This is a genomic window from Roseovarius sp. BRH_c41 (assembly GCF_000961715.1).
Taxonomy (GTDB): domain Bacteria; phylum Pseudomonadota; class Alphaproteobacteria; order Rhodobacterales; family Rhodobacteraceae; genus Roseovarius.
Window position 1 is genome coordinate 16,683 of sequence record NZ_LADY01000020.1, and the last position, 26,293, is coordinate 42,975.

The window sequence follows — 26,293 nt, forward strand, 5'->3', positions numbered from 1 at the left end:
CCTTCACTCCGATCCCTGTGACCGGGCGGACAGGTCCGCGTCCCGGCTATTGATCAGCAGACGCTCCGCCGCAGATGCCCCATCGGCGGCATAGGCCTTGATCAGTTTGAGCGCGAATTGCCCGGTATCAAAGGCTTGGCGCCGCATCTCCAGATAATCTGAATACAGCAGAATGCGCCGGTCCTGAGACAGGCTTTGAAACCGATCTCCCCGCATGTCATCGGCAAGGTTCGCGATTCCCTTGACCAGACTGTAATAGGCCACAACCGCGTCAATCGTCTGCCGGGGCAGAACATCAATCTGCGTGGTGATCGCATCGAAAATGTGATCGTGATGCTCCCGCGGAATGAACGGGATGTAATCCGGCTCACGCTGCATCCGGTCTATGGTCTGTCTTGCATAGTCTTGCGCCCGGCCACTGTCCCACAACGCCGCCAGAGCATTGCCAATCTCGGCATAAATCGCCTTGTGAAAATCGCGCAACCGCTCGGCCTTGGCCTTGGCCTTGCCCAACTCGTTAAAGATTGCCCCCGTAAGCCAGCCACCCGCGATCACCAGCCCCGCGATCAAGGCCTGCATGATCGGCACGCTCACCCCCAGCCATGTGGCCAAGAGCAGCAAGGGCGTCACCACCAACACCAAGAGCGGCAAGGCAATCACAAACATGAATTGCCCGAACACCCGCCGCGCCACCGGCGCCTCCTCCATTACGAAGAAGGCGACCAGCAGAATGCCGGCGGCGCAAGCCCCCAGCAACAGCAGGTTATTCAGGGCAAGCTCGATCATCCCCTCATTCGAACTCCATGATCACATCATCCACCGCCAGGCTGTCGCCCGGTCCGGCATTGACCTTTGCCACGACGCCCTTGCGTTCGGCGCGCAGAATGTTTTCCATCTTCATCGCCTCCACGGTGCAGAGCGCCTGCCCCTCCTGCACCTCGTCGCCCGGCGCGACATTGACCTTCACGATCAACCCCGGCATCGGGCAGAGCAGCAACTTGGATGTATCAGGCGGCAGTTTCTCGGGCATTAACGCGGCCAGTTCCGCCTGACGCGGCGTGCGCACATGCACCTTGAGATCAGCGCCCCGCGTGCGGATACGGAACCCGCCGCTGATCTTGCCGACCTTGAGCACCAGCGTCCGGCCATCCACATCAAGCCGCGCCAATTGATCCCCCGGCGTCCAGTCGCTCGTGACCCGCAGCGTGTCACCATCCTCAAAGCGCACAGTCGCCCCCTCGCGGTCGGCGGCCACCACCACGCCAAAGCTCTTGCCCTGAAGGCTCACAACCCAGTCCTCGCCGACATGGCGCTCGTGATTGTCCATCCGCCCCGACACCCGCGTGCGCCGGATTTCCGCCACCCGGTGCATCGCCGCCGTGCTCGCGGCAATCGCGCGCAGAGCCTCTTCCGGCAGGGTCACGCCGGTAAAGCCTTCGGGATATTCCTCGGCAATGAACGCCGTGGTGATATCGCCGCTGACAAAGCGCGGGTGATCCATCACCGCGCTCAGGAACGGCAGGTTATGGCCAATCCCCTCAACCTCAAAGCTGTCCAGCGCCACCCGCATCCCCTCAATCGCCTCGGCGCGGGTATGCCCCCAGGTGCAGAGCTTGGCGATCATCGGATCGTAATACATGCTGATCTCGCCGCCCTCAAAGACGCCGGTGTCATTGCGCACCACCGCGCCGTCCATCGCCAGTTCCTCGGGCGGGCGATAGCGGGTCAGACGGCCAATCGACGGCAGGAACCCGCGATAGGGATCCTCGGCATAGAGGCGGCTCTCCATCGCCCAACCCTTGAGCTTTACATCGGCCTGCGTCAGGCTCAGCGCCTCGCCATTAGCCACCCGGATCATCTGCTCGACCAGATCGACACCGGTGATCAACTCCGTCACCGGATGCTCCACCTGCAACCGCGTGTTCATTTCAAGGAAGAAGAAATTCTTCTCGCCATCGACGATGAATTCGACCGTGCCGGCACTGGCATAGCCCACCGCCTGTGCCAGCGCCACGGCCTGTTCCCCCATCGCCTTGCGCGTGGCCTCATCCAGAAACGGGCTCGGCGCCTCTTCGATCACCTTTTGATTGCGGCGCTGAATGCTGCATTCCCGCTCGCCCAGATAGATGCCGTTGCCATGGGTATCGCACAGCACTTGAATCTCGATATGGCGTGGCTGCGTGACGAATTTCTCGATGAATATCCGGTCATCCCCAAAGGAACTCGCCGCCTCGTTCTTGGAGCTTTGAAACCCCTCGCGCGCCTCCTCGTCCGTCCAGGCGATCCGCATCCCCTTGCCGCCGCCGCCCGCAGAGGCCTTGATCATCACCGGATAACCGATCTGGTTCGAAATCGTCACCGCCTCTTCGGCATCGGCGATCAGGCCCATATAGCCGGGCACAGTGCTCACGCCCGCCTCCTGCGCGATCTTCTTCGAGGTGATCTTGTCCCCCATCGCCTCAATAGCCTTAACGGGAGGCCCGACAAAGGCCACACCCGCCGCCTCCAGCGCCTGTGCGAACTTGGGATTCTCGCTCAGAAATCCATAGCCGGGATGCACGGCCTCGGCCCCTGTGGCCTTGACCGCAGCCATCACCTTGTCGATGACGATATAGCTCTCAGACGCAGGGGCCGGTCCGATATGCACCGCCTCATCGGCCATGCGCACATGCAGCGCATTGCGATCCGCATCCGAATAGATCGCCACCGTGGCGATGCCCATCTTGCGCGCGGTCTTGATCACGCGACAGGCAATCTCGCCCCGGTTGGCGATCAATATCTTCTTGAACATCTTCCGTCCCTTCCTCACGTTACGCGGCAGCCCCTCAGGCGGCGCGCCGGATCTCTCTTGGCACAACAAAAAAACCACCGGCGCAGGGCGCGCCGATGGTTCGGTTTGAAATCTTGCGGCGGGCAGGCAAATCGCCTGCGTCCGCCTTGTGGATCAGAGTGTCAGCACCGGCCGGGATAGGCTTGGCAATAGACCACATTGCCCGCAGCGCCGACTGCGGCCCCTGTGATAACGCTGCCCCCGACAGCCGCCCCTGTAAGAGCGCCGGCACCGCCCCCCAACAGCGCCTGTTCGGGAACCGTGTCACCGCAGGCGACAAGCGTGCCAAGGGCAAGGACGGCCAAAATGGGGGCAATGCCCCGTCGGATCGGGTGCAATCGGATATTCTGCATGTGTGGCGTTCTCCTTTGGTGATGCATAGGATATCGCGGGCATAAAACGCTGCGAACAGGGCCGCGTCAAAGCGATTGCGCCTGCGGCCGCCTGCATCGGCGAATGCCCGCCCACCCGCACCAAGTGATGACTCCTCATCTGCGCGGATCGAAAATGTGGGCGATCCATGCACGCCCGCATAGGATCGCCCACAAGGGGAAGGGCGGCGGGACCGACGCAAGGTCGCAACCTCTGGGGAAAGGACTCCCGCCACTTGGCTTAATCTGCCAGCAACGCGCCGATGCGCCAAGCACGAGCTGCGCAACAGACCGGCGTCGGCAGACCTTTGCCCGTTTACACAACCTGTAGGCAAAATGCCGCCCAAAGCGCCACCAAAAACTGGGTCACCCCCTCCCATTCTCACTCGAACACCTCGGGAAAGGACGATCGCGCCACATCGAGATCAAGCACCAGCAGTGCCTCATAACTCGTGGGATCAAAGGGCTCCTCGGCAGGCTTCACCTCGCGCCCCAAAAGCCAGCTCAACCGCCCGGCATCCAGATTGCCCCGCTCAAAGGGCTCTGCGCCAAAACACTCCCAGATGGCGCGCAGGAATCCGACATCCGCCCGCTTGTCAGCGGGCCTACGGTCGCGAAACCGCTCACGAGGAAGCAGAGGGCTGGCCCCTTTGGGATTGGCGCGGCGAATGGTGAATTGGAAATCCGTGCCCGGCAAACGACCGGGAAAACCGCGATGCTTCAGCATGTTACGCCCTCCGAATCACCGGGGCGTTGCGCGGAAAGTTTGGTGGACGGGACGGCCCAACCGGTCCGTCCCGTACCTAGCCCAATGGGCTTACTTGTACTTGCCGGTCGAAACGGGCTCTGTGGTGATCGGCTCGACCACAACAAACTCTTCTTCGGCCTGCTGGGCACATGCTGCAACAAAGGCAACGAGGCCGATTGCGAGAATGCTCTTAACGCTCTTCGACATGTATATCTCCTGTCTCTCGTATCTTCATGAAAAGACGCGCAAGGACACCATGTCCCTGCCCGCCTTAGGGGCGAGGTAAAGGTCGCTTGGGTGCAACCTCGATTCAGCTTATCGGAATTTTTTGGATTTGAACATCTGTCTTCACCAATCCCGTGCGCCTGTGTCCCCAAAGCCTCAGTTGCTCCAAGGTCTTGATTTCGCGGCGCAACATTTTGCGTTTGCATTAGAACATCTCCCAGATGCAGGCTCCATCCTGCGGCCTGTAGGCCTCAAAGACCTGAATGACTGTGGGGTCGAAAACCCCGAATTCCGACGGTCGATCCGCCAGCGAAATCACAACCTGAGCGGGCGTTGGCCCAGTATTTGCCAATCGCGGCAGCGCGTAGCTCTCGCACAGCCAGATCAGATCGGCCAGCACCGTTTCCAGTTCCGCCTCTTCCTCGGACACGCCCTCGAATCCTTCCGCCACAAACCGGAACCGATAGGTGAGGCCCACGCCGGGTCGATCCGTCAGCACTTCCTGTATCCGCGCCACAAGACCCGAGGGTAGCGGCAGCGCCTCCTCCTGCGCTGCCGCCCCTTGGGCGAGAGCCAGCCCGGCGCTCAGCGCCACAGCCCGTCCCACCCGTCTCATCATGCGCGCCTCATCCAGCGCGCACGATTGTCCGCATCCTCCAACACCACCGCGATCAGGGCCTCGCAATTGGCGCGATCAAACCGCCCCGCCACGGCCCCTCCGGCCCGCACCTGCATCGCGTCCGCCCGGCGCGTCACCTGCACCACCGGGGCGTAGCCGCGCAGCGATTGCAACGCCCGCCACAGATCCTGTCGCACCAGATGCGCCAACCGCCGCCGCCCGGTGACGCCGGGCAACACCGTCTCCACCGCCAGATCAAAGCGCACAGGCACCCGCCGCGCCAGCGTCAGCGCGCCCTCCTCCTCGATCACATGCCAGCGGTCCCTGCCCATCCTGCCTCTCTTGCGCATCACGGTTCTGAAAATACTCCGGGGGTTTGGGGGCAGGCCCCCAATCCTTACCCCTCACAGAGGAATATTATCGTGTTTTTTCCAAGGGTTGGTCAGCTTCTTGTTGCGCAGACTGGCAAACGCCCGGCTCACCCGCATCCGCGTGCTGCGCGGCTGGATCACCTCGTCGATAAAGCCGCGTTCCGCCGCCACGAACGGATTGGCAAACCGCGCCTCGTAATCCTTGGTATGCGTCGCGATCTTGTCGGGCGCCCCCAGATCGGCGCGGTGGATGATCTCTGTCGCCCCCTTGGCCCCCATCACCGCAATCTCGGCCGTGGGCCAGGCATAGTTGAAATCGCCGCGCAGATGCTTCGAGGCCATCACGTCATAGGCGCCACCATAGGCCTTGCGGGTGATCACCGTCACCTTGGGCACCGTCGCCTCGCCATAGGCAAAGAGCAGCTTGGCACCATGCTTGATCACGCCGCCATATTCCTGCCCCGTGCCCGGCAGGAACCCCGGCACATCGACGAATGTGAGGATCGGGATCTCGAACGCGTCGCAGAACCGTACAAAGCGCGCCGCCTTGCGGCTGCTGTCGATATCCAGACATCCCGCCAACACCATCGGCTGATTGGCGACAACACCGACGGTCTGCCCCTCCAACCGGATGAACCCGGTGATGATATTCTTGGCGAACTCCGCCTGAATCTCGTAGAAATCCGCCTCATCCGCAACCTTGAGGATCAATTCCTTCATGTCATAGGGCGTGTTGGCATTGTCTGGGATCAGCGTATCGAGGCTTTGCTCCACCCGCCCCGGCTCGTCAAAGAAGGGACGCACCGGCGGCTTCTCGCGGTTGTTCAGCGGCAGGAAATCCACCAGCCGCCGCACCTCGGCCAGCGCCTCCACATCATTCTCGAACGCGCCATCTGCCACGCTCGATTTGCGGGTATGCGTGCTCGCGCCGCCCAGTTCCTCGGCGGTGACAACCTCATTGGTCACCGTCTTGACCACATCGGGTCCGGTCACGAACATATAAGAACTGTCGCGCACCATGAAAATGAAATCTGTCATCGCGGGGCTATAGACCGCCCCCCCGGCACAGGGGCCCATGATGAGGCTGATCTGCGGAATGACCCCGCTCGCCATGATATTGCGCTGAAACACCTCGGCATAGCCGGCAAGACTGGCCACACCCTCCTGAATGCGCGCGCCGCCCGAATCGTTGATGCCGATGACCGGCGCACCATTCTGCATCGCCATATCCATGATCTTGCAGATCTTCTCGGCATGCGTTTCCGACAGAGACCCGCCGAACACGGTAAAATCCTGCGAAAACACATAGACCATGCGACCATTGATCGTGCCCCAGCCGGTCACGACCCCGTCGCCAAAGGGCCGCTCTTGTTCCATCCCGAAATCGGTGCAGCGATGCGCCTTGAACATGTCGAACTCTTCAAAGCTGCCCTCATCGAGCAGCAATTCGACCCGCTCGCGCGCCGTCAGCTTGCCTTTGGCGTGCTGCGCGTCAACCCGGCGCGCGCCCCCGCCCTTGCGCGCCTCGGCGCGGCGGCTTTCCAACTCCTGAAGGATGTCTTTCATGGCACTCCCCTAGCGATCCCTGCGATAATGCGCGCAGCATAGGGATTAGAGCCGCGCGGACAAAGGAAAATCGGGCAAATTTGCAAATGTTCGCAAAACATATTCAGCAAATATGTAAACTTGCAAATAATGGCCTACGCGGCATGGACTTCACCGGATGCCGCTCCTAGCCATAAGCGATGACCACCGCTCAGCCCCCCCGGTATCTGAACCGCACCACCCCACCGCATATTTCAACGCTGATCCTGCTTGCGGGCCTATCGGCGCTTGCGATGAACATCTTTCTTCCCAGCCTGCCGGGAATGACCGCGTATTTCAACACCGAATACCGGTTGATCCAACTGTCGGTGGCGCTCTACCTCGGGGTCAATGCCGGGCTGCAACTTCTGATGGGACCAATTTCGGACCGTTGGGGGCGGCGTCCGGTGATTCTCTGGGGGCTCGGCCTCTTCCTCGTCGCCACTCTGGGTTGCATCTTTGCGCCCAACGTCACCGTCTTCCTCACCTTTCGCATGGTGCAGGCCAGCGTCGTCGTTGCCATGGTTCTCAGCCGTGCCATCGTGCGCGATATGGTCCCGCAGGACCGCGCCGCTTCGATGATCGGCTACGTGACCATGGGCATGGCGGTGGTTCCGATGATCGGTCCGGCCTTTGGTGGGCTGTTGGACGAGGCCTTTGGCTGGCAGGCGAATTTCTGGGCGCTCTTTATTCTCGGCGCAGCGCTCTTTGTGGTCTGTTGGCGTGATCTGGGCGAAACCGCGCCGCTGTCGGGCCGCACCCTGATGCAGCAGTTTCGCGACTATCCTGCCCTTCTGACCTCGCGCCGGTTCTGGGGCTATGCACTGGCGGCAGGGCTGTCGTCCGGCGCATTCTTTGCCTATCTGGGGGGCGCACCCTTTGTGGGAGACAAGGTGTTTGGCCTGCCGCCCTCGACCCTCGGCATCCTCTTTGGTGCCCCGGCAATTGGCTATTTCCTTGGAAATTTTGCGTCGGGGCGGTTCTCGACACGCGTCGGCGTCAACCGCATGGTGCTCTGGGGCACACTCTTCAACGCGGCTGGTATCGCCCTCAACCTCTTTCTCTTCTATCTCGGGTTTGGCACGGCCTTCACGTTCTTTGGGCTGATGATGTTCATGGGCTTGGGCAATGGCATGGTGATCCCGAATGCGACCGCAGGCGCCCTCTCGATCCGCCCCGATCTTGCGGGCACCGCCAGTGGCCTGTCGGGCGCGCTGATGATCGGCATCGGCGCAGGGCTCTCGGCCTTGGCGGGACTGCTGCTCACCCCCGGAAGTGGGGTCTTTGCGCTTCTGTGGATCATGCTCACAACGGCACTGGCCGCCATCGTCACCATCCTCGCCGTGATCCGGCGCGAACGCAGGCTGGGTCTGGCAGGCTAGGATACACGACGGACTCCGCCTTTTGCCCAAGAGCCAAGTCTTTCAACCTCAATCACAAATCCTTCATCGCCTCTGGTCCCCGTCCGATCAGGCCCCCACCTGTGACCTGAGCAACCAACAGGAGCCCACCATGTCAAACCGGAACACTCAACCGCGCGACCCCTCCGCGCCTCTCCATCATCCCCCCTTCTTCGCTCTCTTCACCGATTGGGCAGCGATCTGACCCAAACACGCGACCCTATCGCCACAGTCTGGCTCGGAACGTGAGCATCAACCGCTTTTGATTTTTTCAATCGCGAACGCAGGCTTTATATCTGAGTCGACATTTCAGGAGGTTCCGATGATTCATCGCCGCACATTCATGTCCACCGGCCTTGCCACCCTCGGCACGGCAACCCTCGCCCCGAATTTTGCCGGTGCCTTTGAGCTCAACCCGAAATTCGCCCCTCAAGAGGTGTCCTTTGACCCCGTCTATCAACCCGGTCAACTGATCGTGCTGCCGCGCGCGCATTTCCTCTATTTCGTCACCGCGCCGGGCCGTGCCCGCCGGTACGGCGTGGGCGTCGGCAAGGCAGGCTTGGAGTTTACCGGCACCGCCACAATCTCTGTCAAAAAAGAATGGCCCACTTGGCGCCCGACGGACGAGATGATCGAACGTGAGCCCCGCACTTATGGCCGCTTCAAGGACAATGATTATGTTCAGCCCGGCGGCTCTGACAATCCGCTTGGCTCGCGCGCCCTCTATCTCTTCCAGAATGGTCGCGATACCTATTACCGGATTCACGGAACAACCCAGCCCTCCTCGATCGGGCAATCAGTGTCGAACGGCTGCATCCGGATGATCAACGAGCACGTTCAGGATCTCTACGCGCGTGTGCCGATTGGGACGGTCGTCACCGTTCTCTGACCGGGGCGCGGTCGCTCCTCTGGCAGGGATCGCGTGAACGTACGGTCTGACCGCACAAGCGTACGGGGGCCAGATGCGGGGGTCTTGCTTTTCATTTTGGAACTGGCCATATTTCTTGGTGCGACGTTACCGCTATCGACCATCTGTCCTTTACGGCTCAGTCACTCGATCTTGCACGACTTTGCCGGGCTGCCGCACTCCCGCGGGCAGCAAAAACAAAAGGATATCAGTACGATGGCTACTGGCACCGTAAAATGGTTCAACGCCACCAAGGGCTATGGTTTCATTGCGCCCGATGGCGGTGGCAAGGACGTTTTCGTTCACATTTCCGCCGTTGAGCGCGCTGGCCTGACCGGTCTGGCCGACGACCAGAAAGTGACTTTCGACATCGAATCCGGCCGCGACGGTCGTGAATCAGCGTCGAATATCTCCCTCGCCTGAACCAGAGGCGAAGCGATAAATCACGTGAAATCAAAGACTTATCGCGCCGTATAGTGGCGCGGTAAGAGATCGGGCGCAAATATTCCCGAACCTTGCCTTTCCCCTTGAAACCGCCCGCTCGAACGATGACATAGGGCCTGTATCAGGAGGCGAACAATGGCGCTCCCCGTTAGGGAACAGATGAAATACTGGGGCGCGGCAGCCGTCGTAGCCTTTGTTTTGCTTTGGTTTTTGGGTGATGTGATCCTGCCGTTCGTGCTTGGCGGCGCAATTGCTTATTTCCTTGATCCGGTAGCCGACCGACTGGAACGTCTGGGTCTCAGTCGTGCCACGTCGGTAGGGGTGATCACGCTTCTGGCCATCCTGGCCTTTGTTATCATTGCACTTTTGGTGATTCCCTCCTTGGTCAATCAGGCCGTTGCCTTGTTCAACATAGCACCGGAACTTGCCAATGATCTCCATCGCTTTCTCACCACGCATTTCCCCTCTCTTTTCGAGGCGGATTCGGCACTGAACAAGACGCTGCTGTCCGTGGGAGAGACCATCCGCGAACGCGGCGGCCAATTGCTCGAGACAGTGCTCAGTTCGGCCGCATCAATGGTTAACATATTGATATTGCTTGTCATTGTTCCCGTCGTTTCAGTCTACCTTCTCTATGATTGGGACAATATGGTCGCTGAAATCGACCGCCTCCTGCCACGCGACCACGCCCCCGTCATCCGCCGCCTCGCACGCCAAATCGACAACACGCTGGCCAGCTTCATCCGCGGCATGGGCACGGTCTGCCTGATCCTTGGCACCTATTATGCGGTCGCCCTGATGCTGGTCGGCTTGCAATTCGGCCTCGTGGTCGGCGCCATCGCCGGACTGATTACCTTCATCCCCTACGTCGGTTCCATCGTAGGCGGCGTGCTCGCCGTCGGACTTGCCCTGTTTCAGTTCTGGGGCGATTGGGTCAGCGTCGGCCTCGTAGCCGCAGTCTTTGTGTCGGGACAGATCATTGAGGGCAATTTTTTGACGCCCAAGCTGGTCGGCTCCTCAGTGGGCCTTCATCCGGTCTGGCTCATTTTCGCACTCTCTGCATTCGGTGCACTTTTCGGCTTTGTCGGCATGCTGGTCGCGGTGCCCGTGGCCGCAGCGCTTGGGGTTATCGCCCGCTTTGCGATCGACCAATACCGCGACAGCCGGCTTTATCGCGGCATCGAAAGCGTTGACCGCGAATGACGCCCCACCAACTCAGCTTTGATTTGCCAGTGCGGCCCGCACTGGGGAGAGAGGATTTTTTCGTCTCACCGGCAAATGCCGAAGCAGTGGCCATGATCGACTCCTGGGAGACATGGCCTTCACGCAAGCTGATCCTCGCGGGGCCCACCGGTTCCGGGAAAACCCATCTCACACATGTTTGGGCGGCTCTTTCCGGCGCCCGGATCATTGCTGCCGCTGATCTCACCGATGCTGATATTCCCGCTCTTGCGCTCAGTCCTCTCGCGATTGAAGATGCAGAGCAGACAGCAGGCAATCGCGCCGCAGAAGAGGCACTCTTTCATCTGCACAATCTTAGCCTCGCGGAAGGCCATACGATCCTTCTCACGGCAGAGCGCCCCCCGCACCTCTGGCCACTCAGGCTGCCCGACCTGATGAGCCGCATGCAGGGTACGCTTGTGACCCAATTGCGCGCGCCCGATGACGCTTTGCTCGCCGCTGTGTTGACCAAACTCTTTGCTGACCGCCAGATTGCCCCGAGCCCAGACACTGTCCCCTATCTCTCGCGCCGCATCGACCGCTCCTTTGCCGCTGTGCGAGAGGTGGTCGAGACCCTCGATGCAGCAGCCCTCGCAGAGCGCCGCGCCATCACCCGCGCATTCGCCGCGCAAGTGCTGGACAAAATGGTGTAATAGCGCCACGCTGCGTCACCAATCCGTTACATATCAGCGCGATAAGCCCGTCATGACCCAATCAGATTTTCTGAAACACCCCGCGCCCGAAGCTGTCGAACTGCCTGATCTGGACCTCACCGGGCCGGGGCGGTTCTATAACCGTGAACTCAGCTGGCTTGGCTTTAACTGGCGTGTGCTGGAAGAGGCACAGAATCCACGCGTGCCGCTCCTTGAACGGCTGCGCTTTCTGTCGATTTCCGCGACCAATCTGGACGAGTTCTACAATGTGCGCGTCGCGGGCCTGAGAGAGCTGGCGCAAGCGGGCAACACCACCCCCGCTGCCGATGGATTGACCCCTGCCGAACAGCTTGTCCTGATCAACGAGAACGCCCGCAAGCTTTTGGACTCGCAACAGAAAACCTATGACAGCCTGCGCCGCGAGATGGAGGCCGAGAACATCTCTATTCTCGAGCACACTTCACTCGGCGAAGACGACAAGACCTATCTTGCGGATGTCTTTCTGAACAAGGCTTTTCCAGTGCTCTCACCGCTGGCCATCGACCCGGCGCATCCTTTTCCGTTCATTCCCAATCTGGGCTATAGTCTCGCCCTGCATCTTGAGCGCAAGGCGGACAAACGCCCACTTCAGGCGCTCTTGCCGATTCCACAACAGATCGCGAGATTCATCCCGCTGCCCGCGCCCGAGGGCACCTATCGCTTCCTGCCGCTGGAAGAGTTGCTCTTGTTGCATCTGCACAGCCTCTTTCCGGGCTATCGGTACAAGAGCCATTGCGCTTTTCGCGTGCTTCGCGACAGCGATCTGGAGGTCGAGGAAGAAGCCGAAGACCTCGTACGCGAATTCGAGGTGGCGCTGAAACGTCGGCGCCGCGGCGAGGTGGTGAGGATGAAGATCTCGGCCAATGCGCCAGAGGATCTGCGCCGCGTGATCATGCAGGAACTGCATGTCATCCCCGAAGAGGTGGTCGAGGTCGAGGGCATGATTGGTCTAGCAGACCTCAAGGAACTGGTGCTGGATGCCCGCCCTGACCTACTCTGGCCGCCCTTTACTCCGCGCGTGCCGGAACGGGTACAGGACCATGGCGGAGATATGTTTGCGGCGATCCGGCAAAAGGACATGCTGCTGCATCACCCCTATGAGACCTTTGACATGGTGGTGCGGTTTCTAACGCAGGCCGCGCACGATCCCGATGTCGTGGCGATCAAACAGACGCTCTATCGCACCTCACGCAATTCTCCCATCGTCGAGGCGCTCTGCGAGGCGGCTGAGGATGGCAAATCCGTCACCGCCCTTGTCGAACTCAAGGCACGGTTCGACGAAGCGGCCAATATCCGGCAATCTCGGCGCTTGGAACGGGCGGGCGCGCATGTGGTTTATGGTTTCATCGACCTCAAGACACATGCCAAAATTTCGACCGTGGTGCGGCGCGAGGGCGAGAATCTGGTCACGTATACGCATTATGGCACGGGCAATTACCACCCGATCACGGCCCGGATTTACACGGACCTCAGCTTTTTTACCTGCAACACGCAGCTTGGGCGCGATGCCACAAAGGTGTTCAATTATCTCTCTGGCTATGCCGAACCTGAGGGGCTGGAGAATCTTTCGATATCGCCCAAGTCGCTTAAACCTCGCCTGCTTGAACTGATCGGCCGAGAGGCCGAGCATGCGAGGGTCGGCAAACCTGCGGCGATATGGGCCAAGATGAACTCGCTGATCGAGCCCGACATCATTGACGCCCTCTATGCGGCGTCAGAGGCAGGCGTCAAGATCGACCTCGTGGTGCGCGGCATCTGCGGATTGCGTCCCGGAATCAAGGGCCTATCCAGCAATATTCGGGTGAAATCCATTGTTGGACGTTTTCTCGAGCATTCCCGCATCGTCTGTTTCGGCAATGGGTTCGGTCTGCCATCAAAAAGGGCGCGGGTGTTCATTTCCTCGGCCGACTGGATGGGCCGAAATCTGAACCGCCGCGTCGAGACCCTCGTCGAAATCGAAAACCAGACCGTCAAGGCACAGATCGTCAGTCAGGTCATGGCCGCCAACATGGCCGATGTTGCGCAGAGTTGGGTCATGGCACCCGATGGCAGCTTTACCCGTACGCCCGTCCCCGAAGGAGCATTTGCCTTCAACTGCCATCGCTTCTTCATGGAATACCCGTCGCTCTCTGGTCGCGGTTCGGCAGGCGCATCGGATGTGCCTAAATTGACCCATACGGATGATTGACCCGCGCGCGCCCGTGTCGCATAGAGGGGGCGCGTAAGACTGGGACGGATATGGACGGCACCAACGATCCAACAGAACCCGACGGCGGCCCATTCGGCCGTCCCCTGTTCGATAGCCCCACCGCGCGCGCGCTCAGCCGCGTGGGTGTGGTTGATGTGGGCTCGAACTCCGTGCGCCTTGTGGTCTTTGACGGCGCTGCGCGCAGCCCCGCATACTTTTACAACGAAAAAATCATGTGCGGCCTCGGTGCGGGCATGTCCGAAAGTGGCCGACTGAATCCGACCGGTCGCAAACGCGCTCTGGAGGCGCTGAAGCGGTTTCAAATGTTGGCCGACGGCATGGACACCGGCCCGCTTGTGGCCGTCGCCACGGCCGCCGTGCGCGAGGCCAGCGATAGTGCAGAGTTCTGCGCCGAGGTTGAACGCGAAACCGGTCTCAAGCTCTGGGTCATCGACGGCCGAGAAGAAGCGCGCCTATCGGCGCAAGGCGTTCTCTTGGGTTGGCCGGGGTCTTATGGGCTTGTCTGTGACATTGGCGGTTCATCAATGGAACTGGCCGAGATCAATGGCGGCAAGGTCGGCGCGCGGGTGTCCTCGCCACTTGGTCCGCTGAAACTTCGCGATCTCAAGGGCGGCAAGAAGGCGCGCAAGACCTATATCCGTCAAACCTTGACTGCCATGCGCGACGAACTTGGTGAACAAAAGAACCGCCTCTTTCTGGTCGGCGGCTCTTGGCGGGCGATCGCCCGAATTGACATGGCGCGGCGCAATTATCCGCTACATGTCCTTCACGAATACCGCATGAGCCCCGCCGATGTACGCGCGACGATCAAGTACATCGAAAAGCAGGATGCCGAAACACTCCGGCTGCAATCAGGCGTGTCGATGGCCCGGATAGACCTTGTCCCGCAAGCGGTCGAGGTTCTGGGCGAGTTGATCAAAACCTTCAAACCACGAGACATCGCCGTGTCCAGCTATGGCATCCGCGAAGGCCTGCTTTATGAGCAGATGCCTCAAATGCTGCGCGACCGTGATCCATTGATAGAGGCCTGCCGTTTTGCCGAGCAGAAGGATGCGCGTCTGCCCGGATTTGGCAAAGTCATCTACCATTTCATTCTTCCGCTCTTCAAATCCGCCAAGCCAGAGCGCCGCCGCCTGATGCGAGCTGCATGCCTCTTGCATGACGTCAGTTGGCGCGCACATCCGGATTACCGCGCCGAAGTCTGTTTCGACAATGCCACCCGCGCCAATCTGGGCGGCCTCAAACATTCAGAGCGGGTCTATCTGGGCCTCGCCCTGTTGCACCGCTATTCAAACAAGCGCGAGAACAGTCGATTTGCCGATCTTGACGGGCTGATTTCGGACAAGGACCGCCACGAGGCAGAGGTTCTCGGCAAGGCCATGCGCTTTACCGCAATGCTCTGGCTCAAGCGCAATGCCCATTTGGGCGAATTGCGCTGGTTTCCTCAGAAAAAGGTGCTTGAACTGCGCCTCTCGGCAGAGGCCGCCCCGCTCTTTGGCGAGGTGGCTCAGTCGCGCTTTGCGTCGTTGGCCGCAGCATTATCAGCCCGCGTCGTGATCAAGACCCCGTAGTGACAGGGAACTTGAGCAGACCAAACCAGCTTAGAGTTCGATTTCACCTTCTGGCAGAGGGGCATCTTTTATCTCTTGCGGAGTCTTGCGGCGCAGGATGATGTCCCCATTGGGTAGAACCTCGGGGGCATGATAGGCGCTCAAATCGCCGACCTCGTCCATCAGGTCGCGCAGCGCTGGCCCCATTTCCTCGACAAACTGACGCAAGGCGGGCTCCATCTCTTGCGCCCTGTCGCGCAGCCCCTCAAGAGCGGGCCCCATCTCTCGCTGGAGACCCTCGAAAAACAGCCGCGCGCCTTCTTCAATCAGAGAGCGCCCCTCATCTTCAGCCTCTTGAGCGGCCAGAGGGGCCGCGCTGAGCGCTGCAATCAGAAAGACAGTGCGGATCAGGCGAAATGGTTTCATTCCACTCATATAGGCAGGTCTGATGAGGATTTTAAGATCAAAGCTCAAGATCCAGTGTGACGGGAAAATGGTCTGATGCCGCCAGAAGCGCCTCGCGGAGATCGCGATTGTCCCAGCACCCCGGATCGTCGAACGGATGCCAGATCCGCCAGACAGGTCGGCGCGCCATCAGATCCGGTGAGATCAGGATATAATCCAGCAGGGCCTGCATGTAGCGCTTTTTATCGCGGATGTAGAACCGTGCTGTGGTGTGAATAGCCCCGATCCGCTGGGTTAATGCTCCATGTGCATGCGGATCAAAGAGTGTCAGAGCGGTCTCCTGCCCTTCGCCCGTGATAATCTCGAGGGATGAGCGGCCAAACAGATGCTCGTATTCATCAAGTCCGGGCCCGTCATTCAGATCCCCCAGCACGATCAACGCATCCCCCACCTCCAGATGCGCCGCGATCCTCTGTCGTAACCACACCGCCTGCGCCAATTGCTTTCGTCGATTGGCAATAGCGATGCGCAGGGTCTCGTCGCGGCCTTTGGCCCCATGCGGCGCCTTGGATTTTAGATGCGCGCCGATCAAGCGCAGCACCCGGCCCGCCTTGGTGGTCAGCTCCACCTCGAGCGGCGGTTTGGAAAACTGCACCCGGTCAGCGTGGTCGTCGATATCGAGATCTATTCGGAATATACCGTCAAATCGCGGCACCCCGACCCCGCCGGGCATTGGGTCGCCCTGCGGATCATGACGCGCGGTCAGGACATCCGGATCGTAGAGCAGCGCCAATTCCTGTTGCGTGTCATTGGCAAAGCCGATCACCGCCCGACGTGCTCTCAAGCCAATCAGCAAAGCGAAATTCTCAAGTGCCGTCACGGTGCTGCGCCGCCCGTTTTGATCCGGGGCCTCAACCACAAGAACAGCATCAGCATCAAGAGCGGAAAAGACAATTCCAAGGGCAGTCAGTTGATCCCCGCGAGTCACCTTGTAGCGCGCCGACCATTCGGCATCGTCCAAGGGACGCCCTAAATCATCAAAGAGCGCATTGAACCATTCGACGTTATAGGTGGCGATCCGCACTGACACGCGCCTCGCTGATTTCGTCCCACGCGCGATTGATATCGACCAGACGTCGCTCGGCGAGCTTGATCGCTTCGGGTGGCACACCACGCGCCTGCATCCTATCGGGATGTGTCTCGCGCACCAACTGACGCCAGATCTTGCGCACCTCGTCGATCGGCGTATCCACAGTGACGCCGAGCACAGACCAAGGATCGGGTGCGGCATTGGGCACAAACCGCGATCTCAGCGCCCGAAAAGACTGCGGCTTTAGCTCGAAAATCTCTGCCACGCGCTCCAGAAAGGTGTCCTCATTCGGATGATACACCCCATCCGCCATCGCGATGTGAAACAACCCCTCCATCAGGTCACAGAGCGTGCCCGGCTGACCGTCGAACATCCGCGCAATGCGTCGAGCATACTCCTCAAACCCTGCCACATCTTGCCGCGCTAGGTTGAATACGCGGGCGGCATTGGCTTCTTCGGCCTCGGCAATCTGGAAGACTTCGCGAAACGCCGTCACCTCTTCACGCGTCACCAGACCATCCGCCTTAGCCATTTTCGCCGAGAGCGCGATAACTGCTATGGTAAAGGCAACACTGCGCTCGGGTGGGCTACGCAGACGGTCGAAAACGGCGCTGAGCCCCTCGCCGCTGGCGAGGGCCGACAAGGCTTCGGAGATACGCACCCAGATCGACATGCCAAATACCTTAGACCCAATCAAGAGCACTGTCAGTGCAAACCGTCACAAGGTTTTCTGTAGTAGCACCAAATCCAACCAGCGCCCGAATTTTCGCCCGACTTCGGGCATTCGCGCCACCTCAGAGTAGCCGATGGCGCGATGAAAGGCGATGGCCGCCGCATTTTCGCCACTCACACCCGCAACGAGCACATGCAGGTCAGCCGCGCGTGCCACATCTTCCAGGCGCGTCATCAATGCCCGACCCAACCCGCGTCCCCGTGCGGCTTGGGCTAAAATCACCGTATGCTCCGCTGTACGGGCATAGCCCGGACCCGAGCGAAACCCGCCGTAGCTGGCAAACCCGAGAACCACGCCCTGTTCTTCAATCACCTGAAAGGCTAAACCACGTGCGGCCATATCTCCAGCGAGGGAGTCCGCCGTCTTTTCCACTGTCGTGAAGGTAACAGATGTTTCTCGGATGAGCGGATTCCAGAACGCGAGGATCGGCCCGATATCACGCTGTTCCGCTTTTCTGACGATCATTGCAGCACTCTTAGACCATGCGGCGTGGCAATCTCTGCACACAACCCCGCATTCCCCGTTTCAAAAACCACTCTGTTGTCGCCGAGTTCGGGTCCAAGCACCGCTTGCAACGTCTTGGCATTTGGATGCGAGACGATCAACCGCGAGAGCCGCGCCCCGGATGGCGTCAATCGCGTCGCAGGATGCGCCGAGCCGTGCCACTCGATCAGTGCCGGGAACAGATTGTCCATTGGTAAAATTCCAGTCTGCGGCACTGCCATCCGCCACTTCAGATCGCCGCGCGACAGCGCCACTGGCTGTCCGGCCTGCGGATGCCGGATCAGCGCCGCCTCCAGATCGTTCACCGCACAAATCCAGTTGTGCAGACATGGTGGACCGGAAACACGATCCAGATCGAACCAGCGGGGACATCCCGGCGCAGGGGCCTCTGGATCAATCGCAATCACTTCAAGATAAAGGCCATCTGCCAACCCCAAGAGCATGTTGTGCGTGCCAAAATGGGCATGCTTGCCACCGGGTTGAAGACGCAATCCAAGCGCGTCCTCGACATGCGCGCGCCCCGCCTCAAGGCTCTCTGCTGCCACTGCCAGATGATCAAGCCGCAGAACCACGCCGCCCATGGTCAAAGACGCGCCAGAACTTGGGCCATGAAATCCTCACCGCGCTTTTCGAAGTTGTCGTATTGGTCGAAACTTGCCGCCGCCGGGGCCAATAGTACCACATCACCGGATTCCGCATCGCTCATTGCACTGGCCACGGCCTTCGCCATGGTGGTGCAGACTTCTGACTCAACCGTCCCAAGAGCACGCGCGAATCCTGCTGCCTCACGCCCAATCACATAGGCCTTTCGTACATGCGCCAGCCCCGGTGCCAAGCCAGCGAGGCCGCCGTCCTTTTCCAACCCACCACAAATCCAGCGGATATTCTCGAACGCCTGCAAAGCCTTGAGTGCGCTATCGACATTCGTTGCCTTGCTGTCGTTGACAAAAATGATGCCATCTTTCTCCGCCACCCGCTGACTGCGATGCGGCAAACCCGCATAACTGTGCAGCCCTGCCTCAATCACGCGCGGGGCCAGCCCAAGGGTCCGGCATGCGGCATAGGCGGCGCAGGCGTTCTGATGATTGTGCGATCCGGGCAAGCCCTTCACGCCGCGCAGATCAATAGACCCCACCTGCCGCCCATGACGGTATTCGCTAAGAAATCCCTTGCGGGCAAAGACAGACCAGCCAGAACCCGTGAGTTTATGGTCAACGGAAATCCGGATCACCCGATCATCATTCGGCCCTTCCGCCATCTGCCCGGCAAGATACTGGCCCTCGGGCTCATCCACGCCGATCACGGCCCGGTCCGGTCCGCCTTCGGCAAAGAGCCTGCGCTTGGCCGCGAAATAGCCGCCAAGACCCGCGTGCCGATCTAGGTGATCTGGTGAGAAATTGGTGAACACCGCCACATCAGGCGTCAAGGCCCGCGCCAGATCAGTTTGGTAGCTGCTGAGTTCCAGAACAACGACACCCCCATCTTCAGGCGGGTCGATATCCAGCACGCCACGCCCGATATTACCGGCGAGTTGGGCCGTTCGCCCTGCCTCGACAAGTACATGGTGAATGAGTGCCGATGTCGTGGATTTGCCATTGCTGCCTGTGACGGCGATCACCTTGGGCGTCACGTCAAACCCGTCCCAGTCGTCAGTTGCCAGAGATCGGAAAAACAGACCGATGTCATTGTCCACTGGCACACCTGCCGCCTGCGCCGCCACGATCACCCGATTGGGTGCCGGATAGAGATGGGGAATGCCGGGGCTGACAATCAAGGACGCCACCCTGTCCAACGCGCCCGCCCTCGACAGATCAACGATGGCAAACCCCTCAGCCTCAGCAGCCACGCGCGCGGTCTCGGTGTCGTCCCATGCGAGCACCTCTGCACCGCCTGCACGCAATGCCCGTGCTGCCGAAAGGCCCGTGCGCCCCAACCCAAGCACCGCGACCTTTGCCTCGGAATATCCTATGACCGGTATCATCCTGCCCCCATTCAGCCCAATCTGGCCAGCCTGTGCGTATTTGCGCCGGGACTGGGTCAAGATGCAAGCGTCAGAGCCTAGTCTGGTTCAACCTCCTAGACGTGGAAGACACCTTAGAAAGTTCCCACCGCGCAAAGCATCTGGCATCTCCAAGAAATTGGGATAGTGGGAGCGTCAAAACGCGGCTCGCTTGTTCTGTAGCCAAACAGCAATAACGGAGTTTTGTAATATATAATCTGATTTAGAGATCGCGCCTGAAAAAGCGGCGCTCACAGCGCCACCAGTGCAAACCGCCTTGACCCCGAGAAGGGAACTCGAAGCTCTTTGCCAGCCACCTCTTTTGGATGCTCGCGCACCCTAAATATCCATGCCAACCAACGGAATTTCGGATCTATCTGAGCTGACGCCAATCAGGGTGCTCTGTTTCAGACACTGGCACGCGTCACGGCAATCTCCGCTTCTGCTGCGATCACCAGATCATCCAGCCCTTTTCCACCAGTCGCAACATAGGAATGTAGCTGCTCCAGCATGCGCGGCTCCCAATAATCCGTCAAATGCGCGGCGACACGCGTGGAGCGGTCGCTGCCGGGTTGGGTTTTGAAGAATGTGGCGATCTGGTTGGCCATATGGACCATCTTCTCAGGCGACATGAGGAACCTCGGTGTTGATACGATGGGGGTGGGAATAGAGATCAAAGCCGCCGCCACGCGCAAAGGCGGCGATAGAAAGGCCCGAGGTTTCCGCCAGCCGTAGCGCATGGGCGGTGGGCGCGGAAACTGCAATCAGAATGCTGCAGCCTGCCATCGCGCATTTCTGCACCAGTTCGACCGAGAGACGGCTGGTCATCACGATAGCCCCTTCCGACGGGTCGATACCAGCACGCCAGAGCGCGCCGATGAGTTTGTCGAGCGCATTGTGACGCCCCACATCCTCACGCGCCAGGACCAGCCCCTCGCCCGGACGGATGAATCCGGCCGCGTGGGTGGCGCGGGTGAGATCATGCAGCGGTTGATGCGCGCTGAGCGCCTCGGTGGCGTGGGCAACCTCATACTGCGAGAAAATCGGACCGTGCTGTCTCACGCGGGGCACCGGCCGGATCGCCTGTTCCAGACTGTCGATACCGCAAAGTCCACAGCCCACTGGCCCGGCCATGAAGCGTCGCCGAGTCGCGAGCGCCTCTTGCCGGTCGCCGCGCAGCCAGAACCGCGCCTCAATCCCGTGATCATGCGCGGCGATTTCAAACGACTCAATTTCCAAAGGATCGGTCACAATCCCCTCGGTCACGGCGAAGCCATGGGCGAAATCGGCGATATCGTCAGGAGTCGCCATCATCACCGCCTGCGTCGTGCCGTCAAAGACAAAGGCTACCGGGACCTCTTCGGGCAGGGCGCGGGTGACGCGGCGCGCCCCCTCGATCTGCACCGAGAGGCCCGGCCGGCTCTGGGTGGGAGAAAAGCCCATCGCCATCACTCTGCCGCGGGCAGGATGCGCCGCGCTTGGGCGGCCTGCGCGGTATAATTTTCTTGCCAGTCGGTCGGTCCGTTCGAGAGGCTGATCTGCACCGCTGTCACCTTGTATTCCGGGCAATTCGTCGCCCAATCGGAATAGTCGGTGGTGATCACATTGGCCTGAGTGTCCGGGTGGTGGAAGGTGGTGTAGACGACGCCGGGGCTGACCCGATCCGTGAGCTTGGCGCGCAGCGTCGTTTCACCCGCACGGCTGGCCAGCCGCACCCAATCGCCCTCTTTCAGCCCGCGTACCTCTGCATCATGCGGGTGGATTTCCAGCAAATCCTCTTCATGCCAGATGACATTGTCGGTGCGCCGCGTCTGTGCGCCAACGTTATACTGGCTGAGAATGCGCCCCGTGGTCAGCAGAAGCGGGAAGCGCGGGCCGGTTTTTTCATCCGTTGCCACGTATTCGGTGACAATGAACCGCCCCTTGCCGCGCATGAACCCGTCGACATGCATGAGGGGCGTGCCCTCGGGATGCGCCTCGTTGCAGGGCCATTGCACGCTGCCTTTTTCCTCCAGCAGCGCGTAATCCACACCGGCGAAAGACGGCGTCGTTGCCGCGATCTCTTCCATGATCCGGGCCGGGTGGCTGTAGTGCCAGCCTGCCCCCATGGCATTGGCGAGCATCTGGGTGATCTCCCAGTCGGCATAGCCGTTGAGGGGCGGGATCACCTTGCGCACGCGGTTGATGCGGCGTTCGGCATTGGTAAACGTCCCGTCCTTTTCGAGGAAGGTCGAACCGGGCAGGAAGACGTGCGCGTAATTGGCAGTTTCGTTGAGAAAGAGGTCGTGCACGATGACGCATTCCATCGCCGCCAGACCCGCCGCCACATGCTTGGTGTCAGGGTCCGATTGCAAGATGTCTTCGCCCTGACAATAGAGCCCCTTGAAGGTGCCATCCACCGCCGCATCGAGCATGTTGGGGATGCGCAGGCCGGGTTCCGCGTCGATCTGAACGCCCCATGCCTCTTCAAAGACCTTGCGGACCTCGGGGCCTTTGACGTGGCGATAGCCGGGCAGTTCGTGCGGGAAAGAGCCCATGTCGCAGGCGCCCTGCACGTTGTTTTGGCCGCGCAGCGGGTTCACGCCGACGCCGGGCCGCCCCATGTTGCCAGTCAGCATGGCGAGATTGGCGATGCCCATGACGGTGGTGGAGCCTTGGGAATGTTCGGTCACGCCAAGGCCATAATAGATCGACCCGTTGCCGCCGGTGGCAAAGAGGCGGGCGGCTTTGCGGAGTTCTGCCGGATCGACGCCGGTGAGCATAGCCGTTGCTTCGGGAGAGTGGCGCGGATTGCTGATGAAGTCGGCGTAATGCTGGAATTCGTCCCAATCGCAGCGCTCGCGGATGAAGTCCTCATTCATCAGCCTTTCGGTCACGATCACATGCGCAAGGGCGCTGACCACGGCGACATTGGTGCCGGGGCGTAGCGGCAGGTGATGCGACGCCGCGACATGCGCCGATTTCACCAGATCAATCCGCCGCGGATCGACCACGATCAACTTGGCGCCTTCGCGCAGCCGCTTTTTCAGCCGCGAGGCAAAGACCGGGTGTCCATCCGTGGGGTTCGCACCGATCACCACCACCACATCGGTGTGCTCAACGGAATCGAAATCCTGCGTGCCCGCAGAGGTGCCAAAGGTCTGACCCAAACCATAGCCGGTGGGCGAATGACAAACGCGCGCGCAGGTATCGGTGTTGTTGTTGCAAAAGACTGCGCGCGCCAGTTTCTGCACCAGATAGGTTTCTTCGTTGGTGCAGCGGCTTGAGGTAATCACGCCGATAGATTTCTTGCCATATTTCTCCTGAAGTCCGCGCATCCGGGTGGCGGCGAAACTCAGCGCCTCGTCCCACTCGACCTCGCGCCAGGGATCGGTGATCTGATCGCGGATCATCGGCTTGAGGATGCGGTCCTGGTGATGGGCATAGCCATAGGCAAAACGGCCCTTGACGCAGGAATGCCCGCGATTGGCCTTGCCGTGCTTGTAGGGGGTCATGCGCACCAACGTGTCGCCATTCATCTCGGCCTTGAAGGAGCAGCCGACGCCGCAATAGGCGCAGGTGGTGATGACCGAGCGGTCGGGCGTGCCCAACTCGATGATGGATTTCTCCTGAAGCGTCGCGGTCGGGCAGGCCTGCACGCAGGCACCGCAGCTCACGCAATCGGAGGCGAGGAAGTCGTCACCCGCATTGCCCGCCGACACCCGGCTGTCAAAGCCACGGCCCTTAATGGTCAGTGCAAAGGTGCCCTGCACCTCTTCGCAGGCGCGAACGCAGCGGTTGCAGACGATGCATTTGCTGGGATCATAGCTGAAATAGGGGTTGCTGTCGTCCTTGGGCAGCCATTCCGGGTTCGTTTCGCCGCTCGTGTTGCGGGCTTCGAAATGGTTGACCATGCCGCCATTTTCCGGGGCTTCATAGCGCACGTCGCGCAGACCGACCGCGCCGGCCATATCCTGCAATTCGCAATCGCCGTTGGCCGAACAGGTCAGGCAATCAAGCGGATGATCGGAGATGTAAAGCTCCATCACCCCTTTGCGGATCTTGCGCACTTTGCTTGAGCCGGTATGGACCACCATGCCGGGGGTTACAGGCGTGGTGCAGGAGGCAGGCGTGCCGCGCCGCCCCTCGATTTCCACGACGCAGAGGCGGCAGGAGCCGAAGGCCTCGAGGTTGTCAGAGGCGCAGAGCTTGGGGATCTGGATGCCAGCCTCGGCCGCCGCGCGCAGCACGGACGTGCCTTCGGGCACGGTGACGGCCATGCCGTCGATTTCCAAAGTCACCGGTGCGCCCTGCTTGGCGGGCGTGCCCATGTCGCGGTCGTTGGGAATGATGAAATCTTTCATTCGGCGGCCTCCTTTTGGGTGGCGAAATCATTTGGGAAATGCGTGAGGGCAGACATCACCGGCAAGGGAGTGAACCCCCCAAGTGCACAGAGCGAGCCATCTTTCATGGTCTCGCAGAGGTCCGTCAAAAGCGGGATGGCCGAACCGTCACCGGCAGCGATCCGGTCGATGGTCTCAACACCTCGAACCGCACCAATCCGGCAGGGCGTGCATTTGCCACAGCTTTCCACAGCGCAGAATTCCATCGCGAAGCGGGCCATTTGCAGCATGTCCGCAGCGTCATCAAACACCACGAGACCGGCATGCCCAAGCAGCCCGCCCCTGGCGTCGAGTTCCTCATAACCGAGAGCGGCGTCGAAATTATCGACGGGGATATAGGACCCGAGGGGTCCGCCCACCTGCACCGCCTTGACCGGGCGACCAGAGGCCGTGCCGCCGCCCAGATCATTCACCACCTCGTCCAAGGTGATGCCAAAGGCGGTCTCAAACAAACCTCCCCGCGCCACGTTACCTGCAATCTGAAGGGTCACGGTGCCGCGCGAGCGCCCAAGACCGAAATCGGCATAGTGTTGCGCGCCTTTCTCAAAAATCACCGGCACCGTGGCGAGGCTGATCACGTTGTTCACCACCGTGGGTCGCCCAAGAAATCCTTCGAGCGCCGGAAGGGGTGGTTTGGCACGGACGACGCCGCGCTTGCCTTCGAGCGAATTCAGAAGCGAGGTTTCCTCGCCGCAGACATAGGCGCCGGCGCCCACACGGATTTCCATGTCAAACGCCCGGCCAGAGCTCAGCACATCCGCGCCCAATACACCTGCCGCGCGCGCGATTTCGACTGCGCGGCGCATCACACGGATTGCATCGGGGTATTCCGAGCGCAGATAAACATACCCGCGTGTCGCGCCGACACCGAGGCCCGCAATCGTCATTCCCTCAATCAGGGTAAAGGGGTCTCCCTCCATGATCATCCGGTCGGCGAAGGTGCCGCTGTCGCCCTCATCGGCATTGCAGACGATGTATTTCTGCGGCGCCTGCGCCTCGAACACGGTCTTCCATTTGATGCCGGTCGGGAATCCTGCGCCTCCACGCCCGCGAAGGCCCGATTGGGTAACTTCTGCAACGATCCCGGCGCCGTCCATTTCAATGGCGCGACGCAGGCCCACAAGCCCACCATGCGCCTCGTAATCCGCGATGTTAAGAGGGTCAACGACGCCGACGCGGGCGAAGGTGAGGCGCGTCTGCCGCTTCATCCAGTCCAGATACTCAACTGGGCCTAGCGCCTTGGCGCTGCTGCCATCGAGAATGCCCGCAACATCGCCCACTGTCGCCGGACCGTAACCGTGACGTATCCCGTTGATCTCGACCTCGACCAGCGGTTCCAGCCAGATCATGCCGCGCGTACCGGTGCGGATGATATGTGCCTCCGGTGCAACGGCGAGAATGGCGGCGACCACCTCTTCAGCGCCAAGCGCCTTGGCGGCGCTGTCCATGGGGACGTAAATCTTCATGCGCCCGCCTCCGCCAAGAGGGTATCCATCCGGGCGGCATCCACCCGGCCCACCACGCGGTCATCCAGCATCGCCGCAGGCGCGCAGGCGCACAGGCCAAGGCAATACACCGGCTCGACCGTGACCGCGCCATTCGCGGTGGTGCCATGCCAATCAAGGCCCAGCTTGGTCAGTGTCGCATCGGCAAGCGCCGTGCCTCCGACAGCCTGACATGCCTCGGCCCGACAGATCTTCAGAACATGCCGTCCGGCAGGATTGGCACGGAAATCGTGGTAAAAGCTGATGACGCCATGCAGCTCTGCTCGGCTTATGTTGAGCGCTTCGGCAATGGGTCGATGCGCTGCCTCGGGGATGTGACCGAAGGCGTCTTGCATGGCGTGCAGGATTGGCAGGAGTGGCCCTTCAAGATGCAGATGCTCTGTCAGGATAGCTTGAATATCATCCGGGGCGGGTGTTGTCATGGCTTGCCTCTCGCAGTTGCGCGATCAGTCAATCAGCTCAAGCCATGAACAATCAATATCAATATACGGTCAATCAATAGGC

26 protein-coding genes are annotated in these 26,293 nt (G+C 60.6%); 7 read left to right on the forward strand and 19 right to left on the reverse strand.

Translation table 11 applies throughout. The features are described from left to right. Window positions 1-3: 3 nt before the first annotated feature. The 8 genes from VR71_RS05640 to VR71_RS05670 all read right to left on the reverse strand — a co-directional run bounded on the left by VR71_RS05640 (window position 4) and on the right by VR71_RS05670 (window position 6,730). Window positions 4-786, reverse strand: a complete 783-nt coding sequence (locus VR71_RS05640; RefSeq protein WP_045681986.1) for a hypothetical protein — start codon at window positions 784-786, stop codon at window positions 4-6. 4 nt (window positions 787-790) lie between these two features. Further along, the gene (locus VR71_RS05645) at window positions 791-2,791 is read right to left on the reverse strand and encodes an acetyl/propionyl/methylcrotonyl-CoA carboxylase subunit alpha (RefSeq protein ID WP_045681988.1); all 2,001 of its coding nucleotides are present in this window, start codon (window positions 2,789-2,791) and stop codon (window positions 791-793) included. A 161-nt stretch (window positions 2,792-2,952) separates the two neighbouring features. Next, the gene (locus VR71_RS05650; RefSeq protein ID WP_009819521.1) at window positions 2,953-3,183 is read right to left on the reverse strand and encodes a hypothetical protein; all 231 of its coding nucleotides are present in this window, start codon (window positions 3,181-3,183) and stop codon (window positions 2,953-2,955) included. Window positions 3,184-3,583: 400 nt separating this feature from the next. After that, on the reverse strand, window positions 3,584-3,928 hold the full coding sequence (locus VR71_RS05655) for a hypothetical protein (protein ID WP_009819522.1): 345 nt from the start codon (window positions 3,926-3,928) through the stop codon (window positions 3,584-3,586). Window positions 3,929-4,018: 90 nt separating this feature from the next. Next, window positions 4,019-4,156 (reverse strand): hypothetical protein, encoded by a 138-nt coding sequence (locus tag VR71_RS24690; protein WP_009819523.1) that lies wholly within the window; start codon window positions 4,154-4,156, stop codon window positions 4,019-4,021. Between the two features lie 223 nt (window positions 4,157-4,379). Beyond that, complete coding sequence (locus VR71_RS05660) at window positions 4,380-4,793, reverse strand: DUF6497 family protein (RefSeq protein ID WP_009819524.1); 414 nt, start codon at window positions 4,791-4,793, stop codon at window positions 4,380-4,382. Then, on the reverse strand, window positions 4,790-5,125 hold the full coding sequence (locus VR71_RS05665) for a hypothetical protein (RefSeq protein WP_045681990.1): 336 nt from the start codon (window positions 5,123-5,125) through the stop codon (window positions 4,790-4,792). Before VR71_RS05665 ends, VR71_RS05660 begins: the two co-directional genes overlap by 4 nt. A 72-nt stretch (window positions 5,126-5,197) precedes the next feature. Further along, the gene (locus VR71_RS05670) at window positions 5,198-6,730 is read right to left on the reverse strand and encodes an acyl-CoA carboxylase subunit beta (protein WP_045681992.1); all 1,533 of its coding nucleotides are present in this window, start codon (window positions 6,728-6,730) and stop codon (window positions 5,198-5,200) included. Window positions 6,731-6,909: 179 nt separating this feature from the next. Here VR71_RS05670 and VR71_RS05675 point away from each other — a divergent pair, with 179 nt between their 5' ends. From VR71_RS05675 to VR71_RS05705, 7 genes are all read left to right on the forward strand, one after another. Further along, complete coding sequence (locus VR71_RS05675; RefSeq protein ID WP_045681993.1) at window positions 6,910-8,130, forward strand: multidrug effflux MFS transporter; 1,221 nt, start codon at window positions 6,910-6,912, stop codon at window positions 8,128-8,130. Window positions 8,131-8,470: 340 nt separating this feature from the next. Next, window positions 8,471-9,037, forward strand: a complete 567-nt coding sequence (locus VR71_RS05680) for a L,D-transpeptidase (protein ID WP_009819528.1) — start codon at window positions 8,471-8,473, stop codon at window positions 9,035-9,037. Window positions 9,038-9,271: 234 nt separating this feature from the next. After that, window positions 9,272-9,478 (forward strand): cold-shock protein, encoded by a 207-nt coding sequence (locus VR71_RS05685; RefSeq protein ID WP_040650786.1) that lies wholly within the window; start codon window positions 9,272-9,274, stop codon window positions 9,476-9,478. Window positions 9,479-9,634: 156 nt separating this feature from the next. After that, a complete protein-coding gene (locus tag VR71_RS05690) occupies window positions 9,635-10,702 on the forward strand; it encodes an AI-2E family transporter (RefSeq protein ID WP_040650788.1) in 1,068 nt (355 codons plus the stop codon). Continuing rightward, window positions 10,699-11,373, forward strand: a complete 675-nt coding sequence (locus VR71_RS05695) for a DnaA/Hda family protein (RefSeq protein ID WP_045681995.1) — start codon at window positions 10,699-10,701, stop codon at window positions 11,371-11,373. The genes VR71_RS05690 and VR71_RS05695 overlap by 4 nt, the downstream gene beginning before the upstream one ends. A 52-nt stretch (window positions 11,374-11,425) precedes the next feature. Beyond that, window positions 11,426-13,600 (forward strand): RNA degradosome polyphosphate kinase, encoded by a 2,175-nt coding sequence (locus VR71_RS05700; protein ID WP_009819532.1) that lies wholly within the window; start codon window positions 11,426-11,428, stop codon window positions 13,598-13,600. 50 nt (window positions 13,601-13,650) lie between these two features. After that, window positions 13,651-15,192 (forward strand): Ppx/GppA family phosphatase, encoded by a 1,542-nt coding sequence (locus tag VR71_RS05705; protein WP_009819533.1) that lies wholly within the window; start codon window positions 13,651-13,653, stop codon window positions 15,190-15,192. Between the two features lie 30 nt (window positions 15,193-15,222). On the opposite strand, the gene VR71_RS05710 is transcribed toward VR71_RS05705, so the two are convergent. The 11 genes from VR71_RS05710 to VR71_RS05760 all read right to left on the reverse strand — a co-directional run bounded on the left by VR71_RS05710 (window position 15,223) and on the right by VR71_RS05760 (window position 26,211). Next, entirely contained in the window at window positions 15,223-15,597 is a 375-nt protein-coding gene (locus VR71_RS05710; protein ID WP_009819534.1) for a hypothetical protein, read from the reverse strand. Window positions 15,598-15,634: 37 nt separating this feature from the next. Beyond that, window positions 15,635-16,660 carry an endonuclease/exonuclease/phosphatase family protein gene (locus VR71_RS05715; protein WP_045681999.1) on the reverse strand — a complete coding sequence of 342 codons (1,026 nt, stop codon included), beginning with the start codon at window positions 16,658-16,660 and terminating at the stop codon, window positions 15,635-15,637. Continuing rightward, on the reverse strand, window positions 16,641-17,339 hold the full coding sequence (locus VR71_RS05720; RefSeq protein WP_009819582.1) for a molecular chaperone DjiA: 699 nt from the start codon (window positions 17,337-17,339) through the stop codon (window positions 16,641-16,643). Before VR71_RS05720 ends, VR71_RS05715 begins: the two co-directional genes overlap by 20 nt. A 45-nt stretch (window positions 17,340-17,384) precedes the next feature. Further along, window positions 17,385-17,864 carry a GNAT family N-acetyltransferase gene (locus tag VR71_RS05725; RefSeq protein WP_045682001.1) on the reverse strand — a complete coding sequence of 160 codons (480 nt, stop codon included), beginning with the start codon at window positions 17,862-17,864 and terminating at the stop codon, window positions 17,385-17,387. Next, window positions 17,861-18,484 carry a VOC family protein gene (locus VR71_RS05730; RefSeq protein WP_045682003.1) on the reverse strand — a complete coding sequence of 208 codons (624 nt, stop codon included), beginning with the start codon at window positions 18,482-18,484 and terminating at the stop codon, window positions 17,861-17,863. The genes VR71_RS05725 and VR71_RS05730 overlap by 4 nt, the downstream gene beginning before the upstream one ends. Window positions 18,485-18,486: 2 nt before the next feature. Continuing rightward, the gene (gene murD / locus VR71_RS05735; RefSeq protein ID WP_045682005.1) at window positions 18,487-19,884 is read right to left on the reverse strand and encodes a UDP-N-acetylmuramoyl-L-alanine--D-glutamate ligase; all 1,398 of its coding nucleotides are present in this window, start codon (window positions 19,882-19,884) and stop codon (window positions 18,487-18,489) included. Window positions 19,885-20,309: 425 nt separating this feature from the next. Continuing rightward, complete coding sequence (locus VR71_RS05740; protein WP_009819578.1) at window positions 20,310-20,534, reverse strand: formate dehydrogenase subunit delta; 225 nt, start codon at window positions 20,532-20,534, stop codon at window positions 20,310-20,312. After that, on the reverse strand, window positions 20,524-21,351 hold the full coding sequence (fdhD, locus tag VR71_RS05745) for a formate dehydrogenase accessory sulfurtransferase FdhD (RefSeq protein ID WP_296429942.1): 828 nt from the start codon (window positions 21,349-21,351) through the stop codon (window positions 20,524-20,526). The genes VR71_RS05740 and fdhD overlap by 11 nt, the downstream gene beginning before the upstream one ends. Beyond that, window positions 21,351-24,245 carry a formate dehydrogenase subunit alpha gene (fdhF, locus tag VR71_RS05750; protein WP_045682007.1) on the reverse strand — a complete coding sequence of 965 codons (2,895 nt, stop codon included), beginning with the start codon at window positions 24,243-24,245 and terminating at the stop codon, window positions 21,351-21,353. Before fdhF ends, fdhD begins: the two co-directional genes overlap by 1 nt. Next, a complete protein-coding gene (locus tag VR71_RS05755; protein ID WP_045682009.1) occupies window positions 24,242-25,750 on the reverse strand; it encodes an NADH-quinone oxidoreductase subunit NuoF in 1,509 nt (502 codons plus the stop codon). Before VR71_RS05755 ends, fdhF begins: the two co-directional genes overlap by 4 nt. After that, entirely contained in the window at window positions 25,747-26,211 is a 465-nt protein-coding gene (locus VR71_RS05760) for a formate dehydrogenase subunit gamma (protein ID WP_009819574.1), read from the reverse strand. The genes VR71_RS05755 and VR71_RS05760 overlap by 4 nt, the downstream gene beginning before the upstream one ends. Window positions 26,212-26,293: the final 82 nt, after the last annotated feature.

Coding starts and splice junctions, on each gene's coding strand:
- VR71_RS05640 (WP_045681986.1), bottom strand. CDS start 786: ATGATCGAGCTTGCCCTGAATAACCTGCTGTTGCTGGGGGCTTGCGCC.
- VR71_RS05645 (WP_045681988.1), bottom strand. CDS start 2,791: ATGTTCAAGAAGATATTGATCGCCAACCGGGGCGAGATTGCCTGTCGC.
- VR71_RS05650 (WP_009819521.1), bottom strand. CDS start 3,183: ATGCAGAATATCCGATTGCACCCGATCCGACGGGGCATTGCCCCCATT.
- VR71_RS05655 (WP_009819522.1), bottom strand. CDS start 3,928: ATGCTGAAGCATCGCGGTTTTCCCGGTCGTTTGCCGGGCACGGATTTC.
- VR71_RS24690 (WP_009819523.1), bottom strand. CDS start 4,156: ATGTCGAAGAGCGTTAAGAGCATTCTCGCAATCGGCCTCGTTGCCTTT.
- VR71_RS05660 (WP_009819524.1), bottom strand. CDS start 4,793: ATGATGAGACGGGTGGGACGGGCTGTGGCGCTGAGCGCCGGGCTGGCT.
- VR71_RS05665 (WP_045681990.1), bottom strand. CDS start 5,125: ATGGGCAGGGACCGCTGGCATGTGATCGAGGAGGAGGGCGCGCTGACG.
- VR71_RS05670 (WP_045681992.1), bottom strand. CDS start 6,730: ATGAAAGACATCCTTCAGGAGTTGGAAAGCCGCCGCGCCGAGGCGCGC.
- VR71_RS05675 (WP_045681993.1), top strand. CDS start 6,910: ATGACCACCGCTCAGCCCCCCCGGTATCTGAACCGCACCACCCCACCG.
- VR71_RS05680 (WP_009819528.1), top strand. CDS start 8,471: ATGATTCATCGCCGCACATTCATGTCCACCGGCCTTGCCACCCTCGGC.
- VR71_RS05685 (WP_040650786.1), top strand. CDS start 9,272: ATGGCTACTGGCACCGTAAAATGGTTCAACGCCACCAAGGGCTATGGT.
- VR71_RS05690 (WP_040650788.1), top strand. CDS start 9,635: ATGGCGCTCCCCGTTAGGGAACAGATGAAATACTGGGGCGCGGCAGCC.
- VR71_RS05695 (WP_045681995.1), top strand. CDS start 10,699: ATGACGCCCCACCAACTCAGCTTTGATTTGCCAGTGCGGCCCGCACTG.
- VR71_RS05700 (WP_009819532.1), top strand. CDS start 11,426: ATGACCCAATCAGATTTTCTGAAACACCCCGCGCCCGAAGCTGTCGAA.
- VR71_RS05705 (WP_009819533.1), top strand. CDS start 13,651: ATGGACGGCACCAACGATCCAACAGAACCCGACGGCGGCCCATTCGGC.
- VR71_RS05710 (WP_009819534.1), bottom strand. CDS start 15,597: ATGAAACCATTTCGCCTGATCCGCACTGTCTTTCTGATTGCAGCGCTC.
- VR71_RS05720 (WP_009819582.1), bottom strand. CDS start 17,339: ATGTCGATCTGGGTGCGTATCTCCGAAGCCTTGTCGGCCCTCGCCAGC.
- VR71_RS05725 (WP_045682001.1), bottom strand. CDS start 17,864: ATGATCGTCAGAAAAGCGGAACAGCGTGATATCGGGCCGATCCTCGCG.
- VR71_RS05730 (WP_045682003.1), bottom strand. CDS start 18,484: ATGGGCGGCGTGGTTCTGCGGCTTGATCATCTGGCAGTGGCAGCAGAG.
- murD (WP_045682005.1), bottom strand. CDS start 19,884: ATGATACCGGTCATAGGATATTCCGAGGCAAAGGTCGCGGTGCTTGGG.
- VR71_RS05740 (WP_009819578.1), bottom strand. CDS start 20,534: ATGTCGCCTGAGAAGATGGTCCATATGGCCAACCAGATCGCCACATTC.
- fdhD (WP_296429942.1), bottom strand. CDS start 21,351: ATGGCGATGGGCTTTTCTCCCACCCAGAGCCGGCCGGGCCTCTCGGTG.
- fdhF (WP_045682007.1), bottom strand. CDS start 24,245: ATGAAAGATTTCATCATTCCCAACGACCGCGACATGGGCACGCCCGCC.
- VR71_RS05755 (WP_045682009.1), bottom strand. CDS start 25,750: ATGAAGATTTACGTCCCCATGGACAGCGCCGCCAAGGCGCTTGGCGCT.
- VR71_RS05760 (WP_009819574.1), bottom strand. CDS start 26,211: ATGACAACACCCGCCCCGGATGATATTCAAGCTATCCTGACAGAGCAT.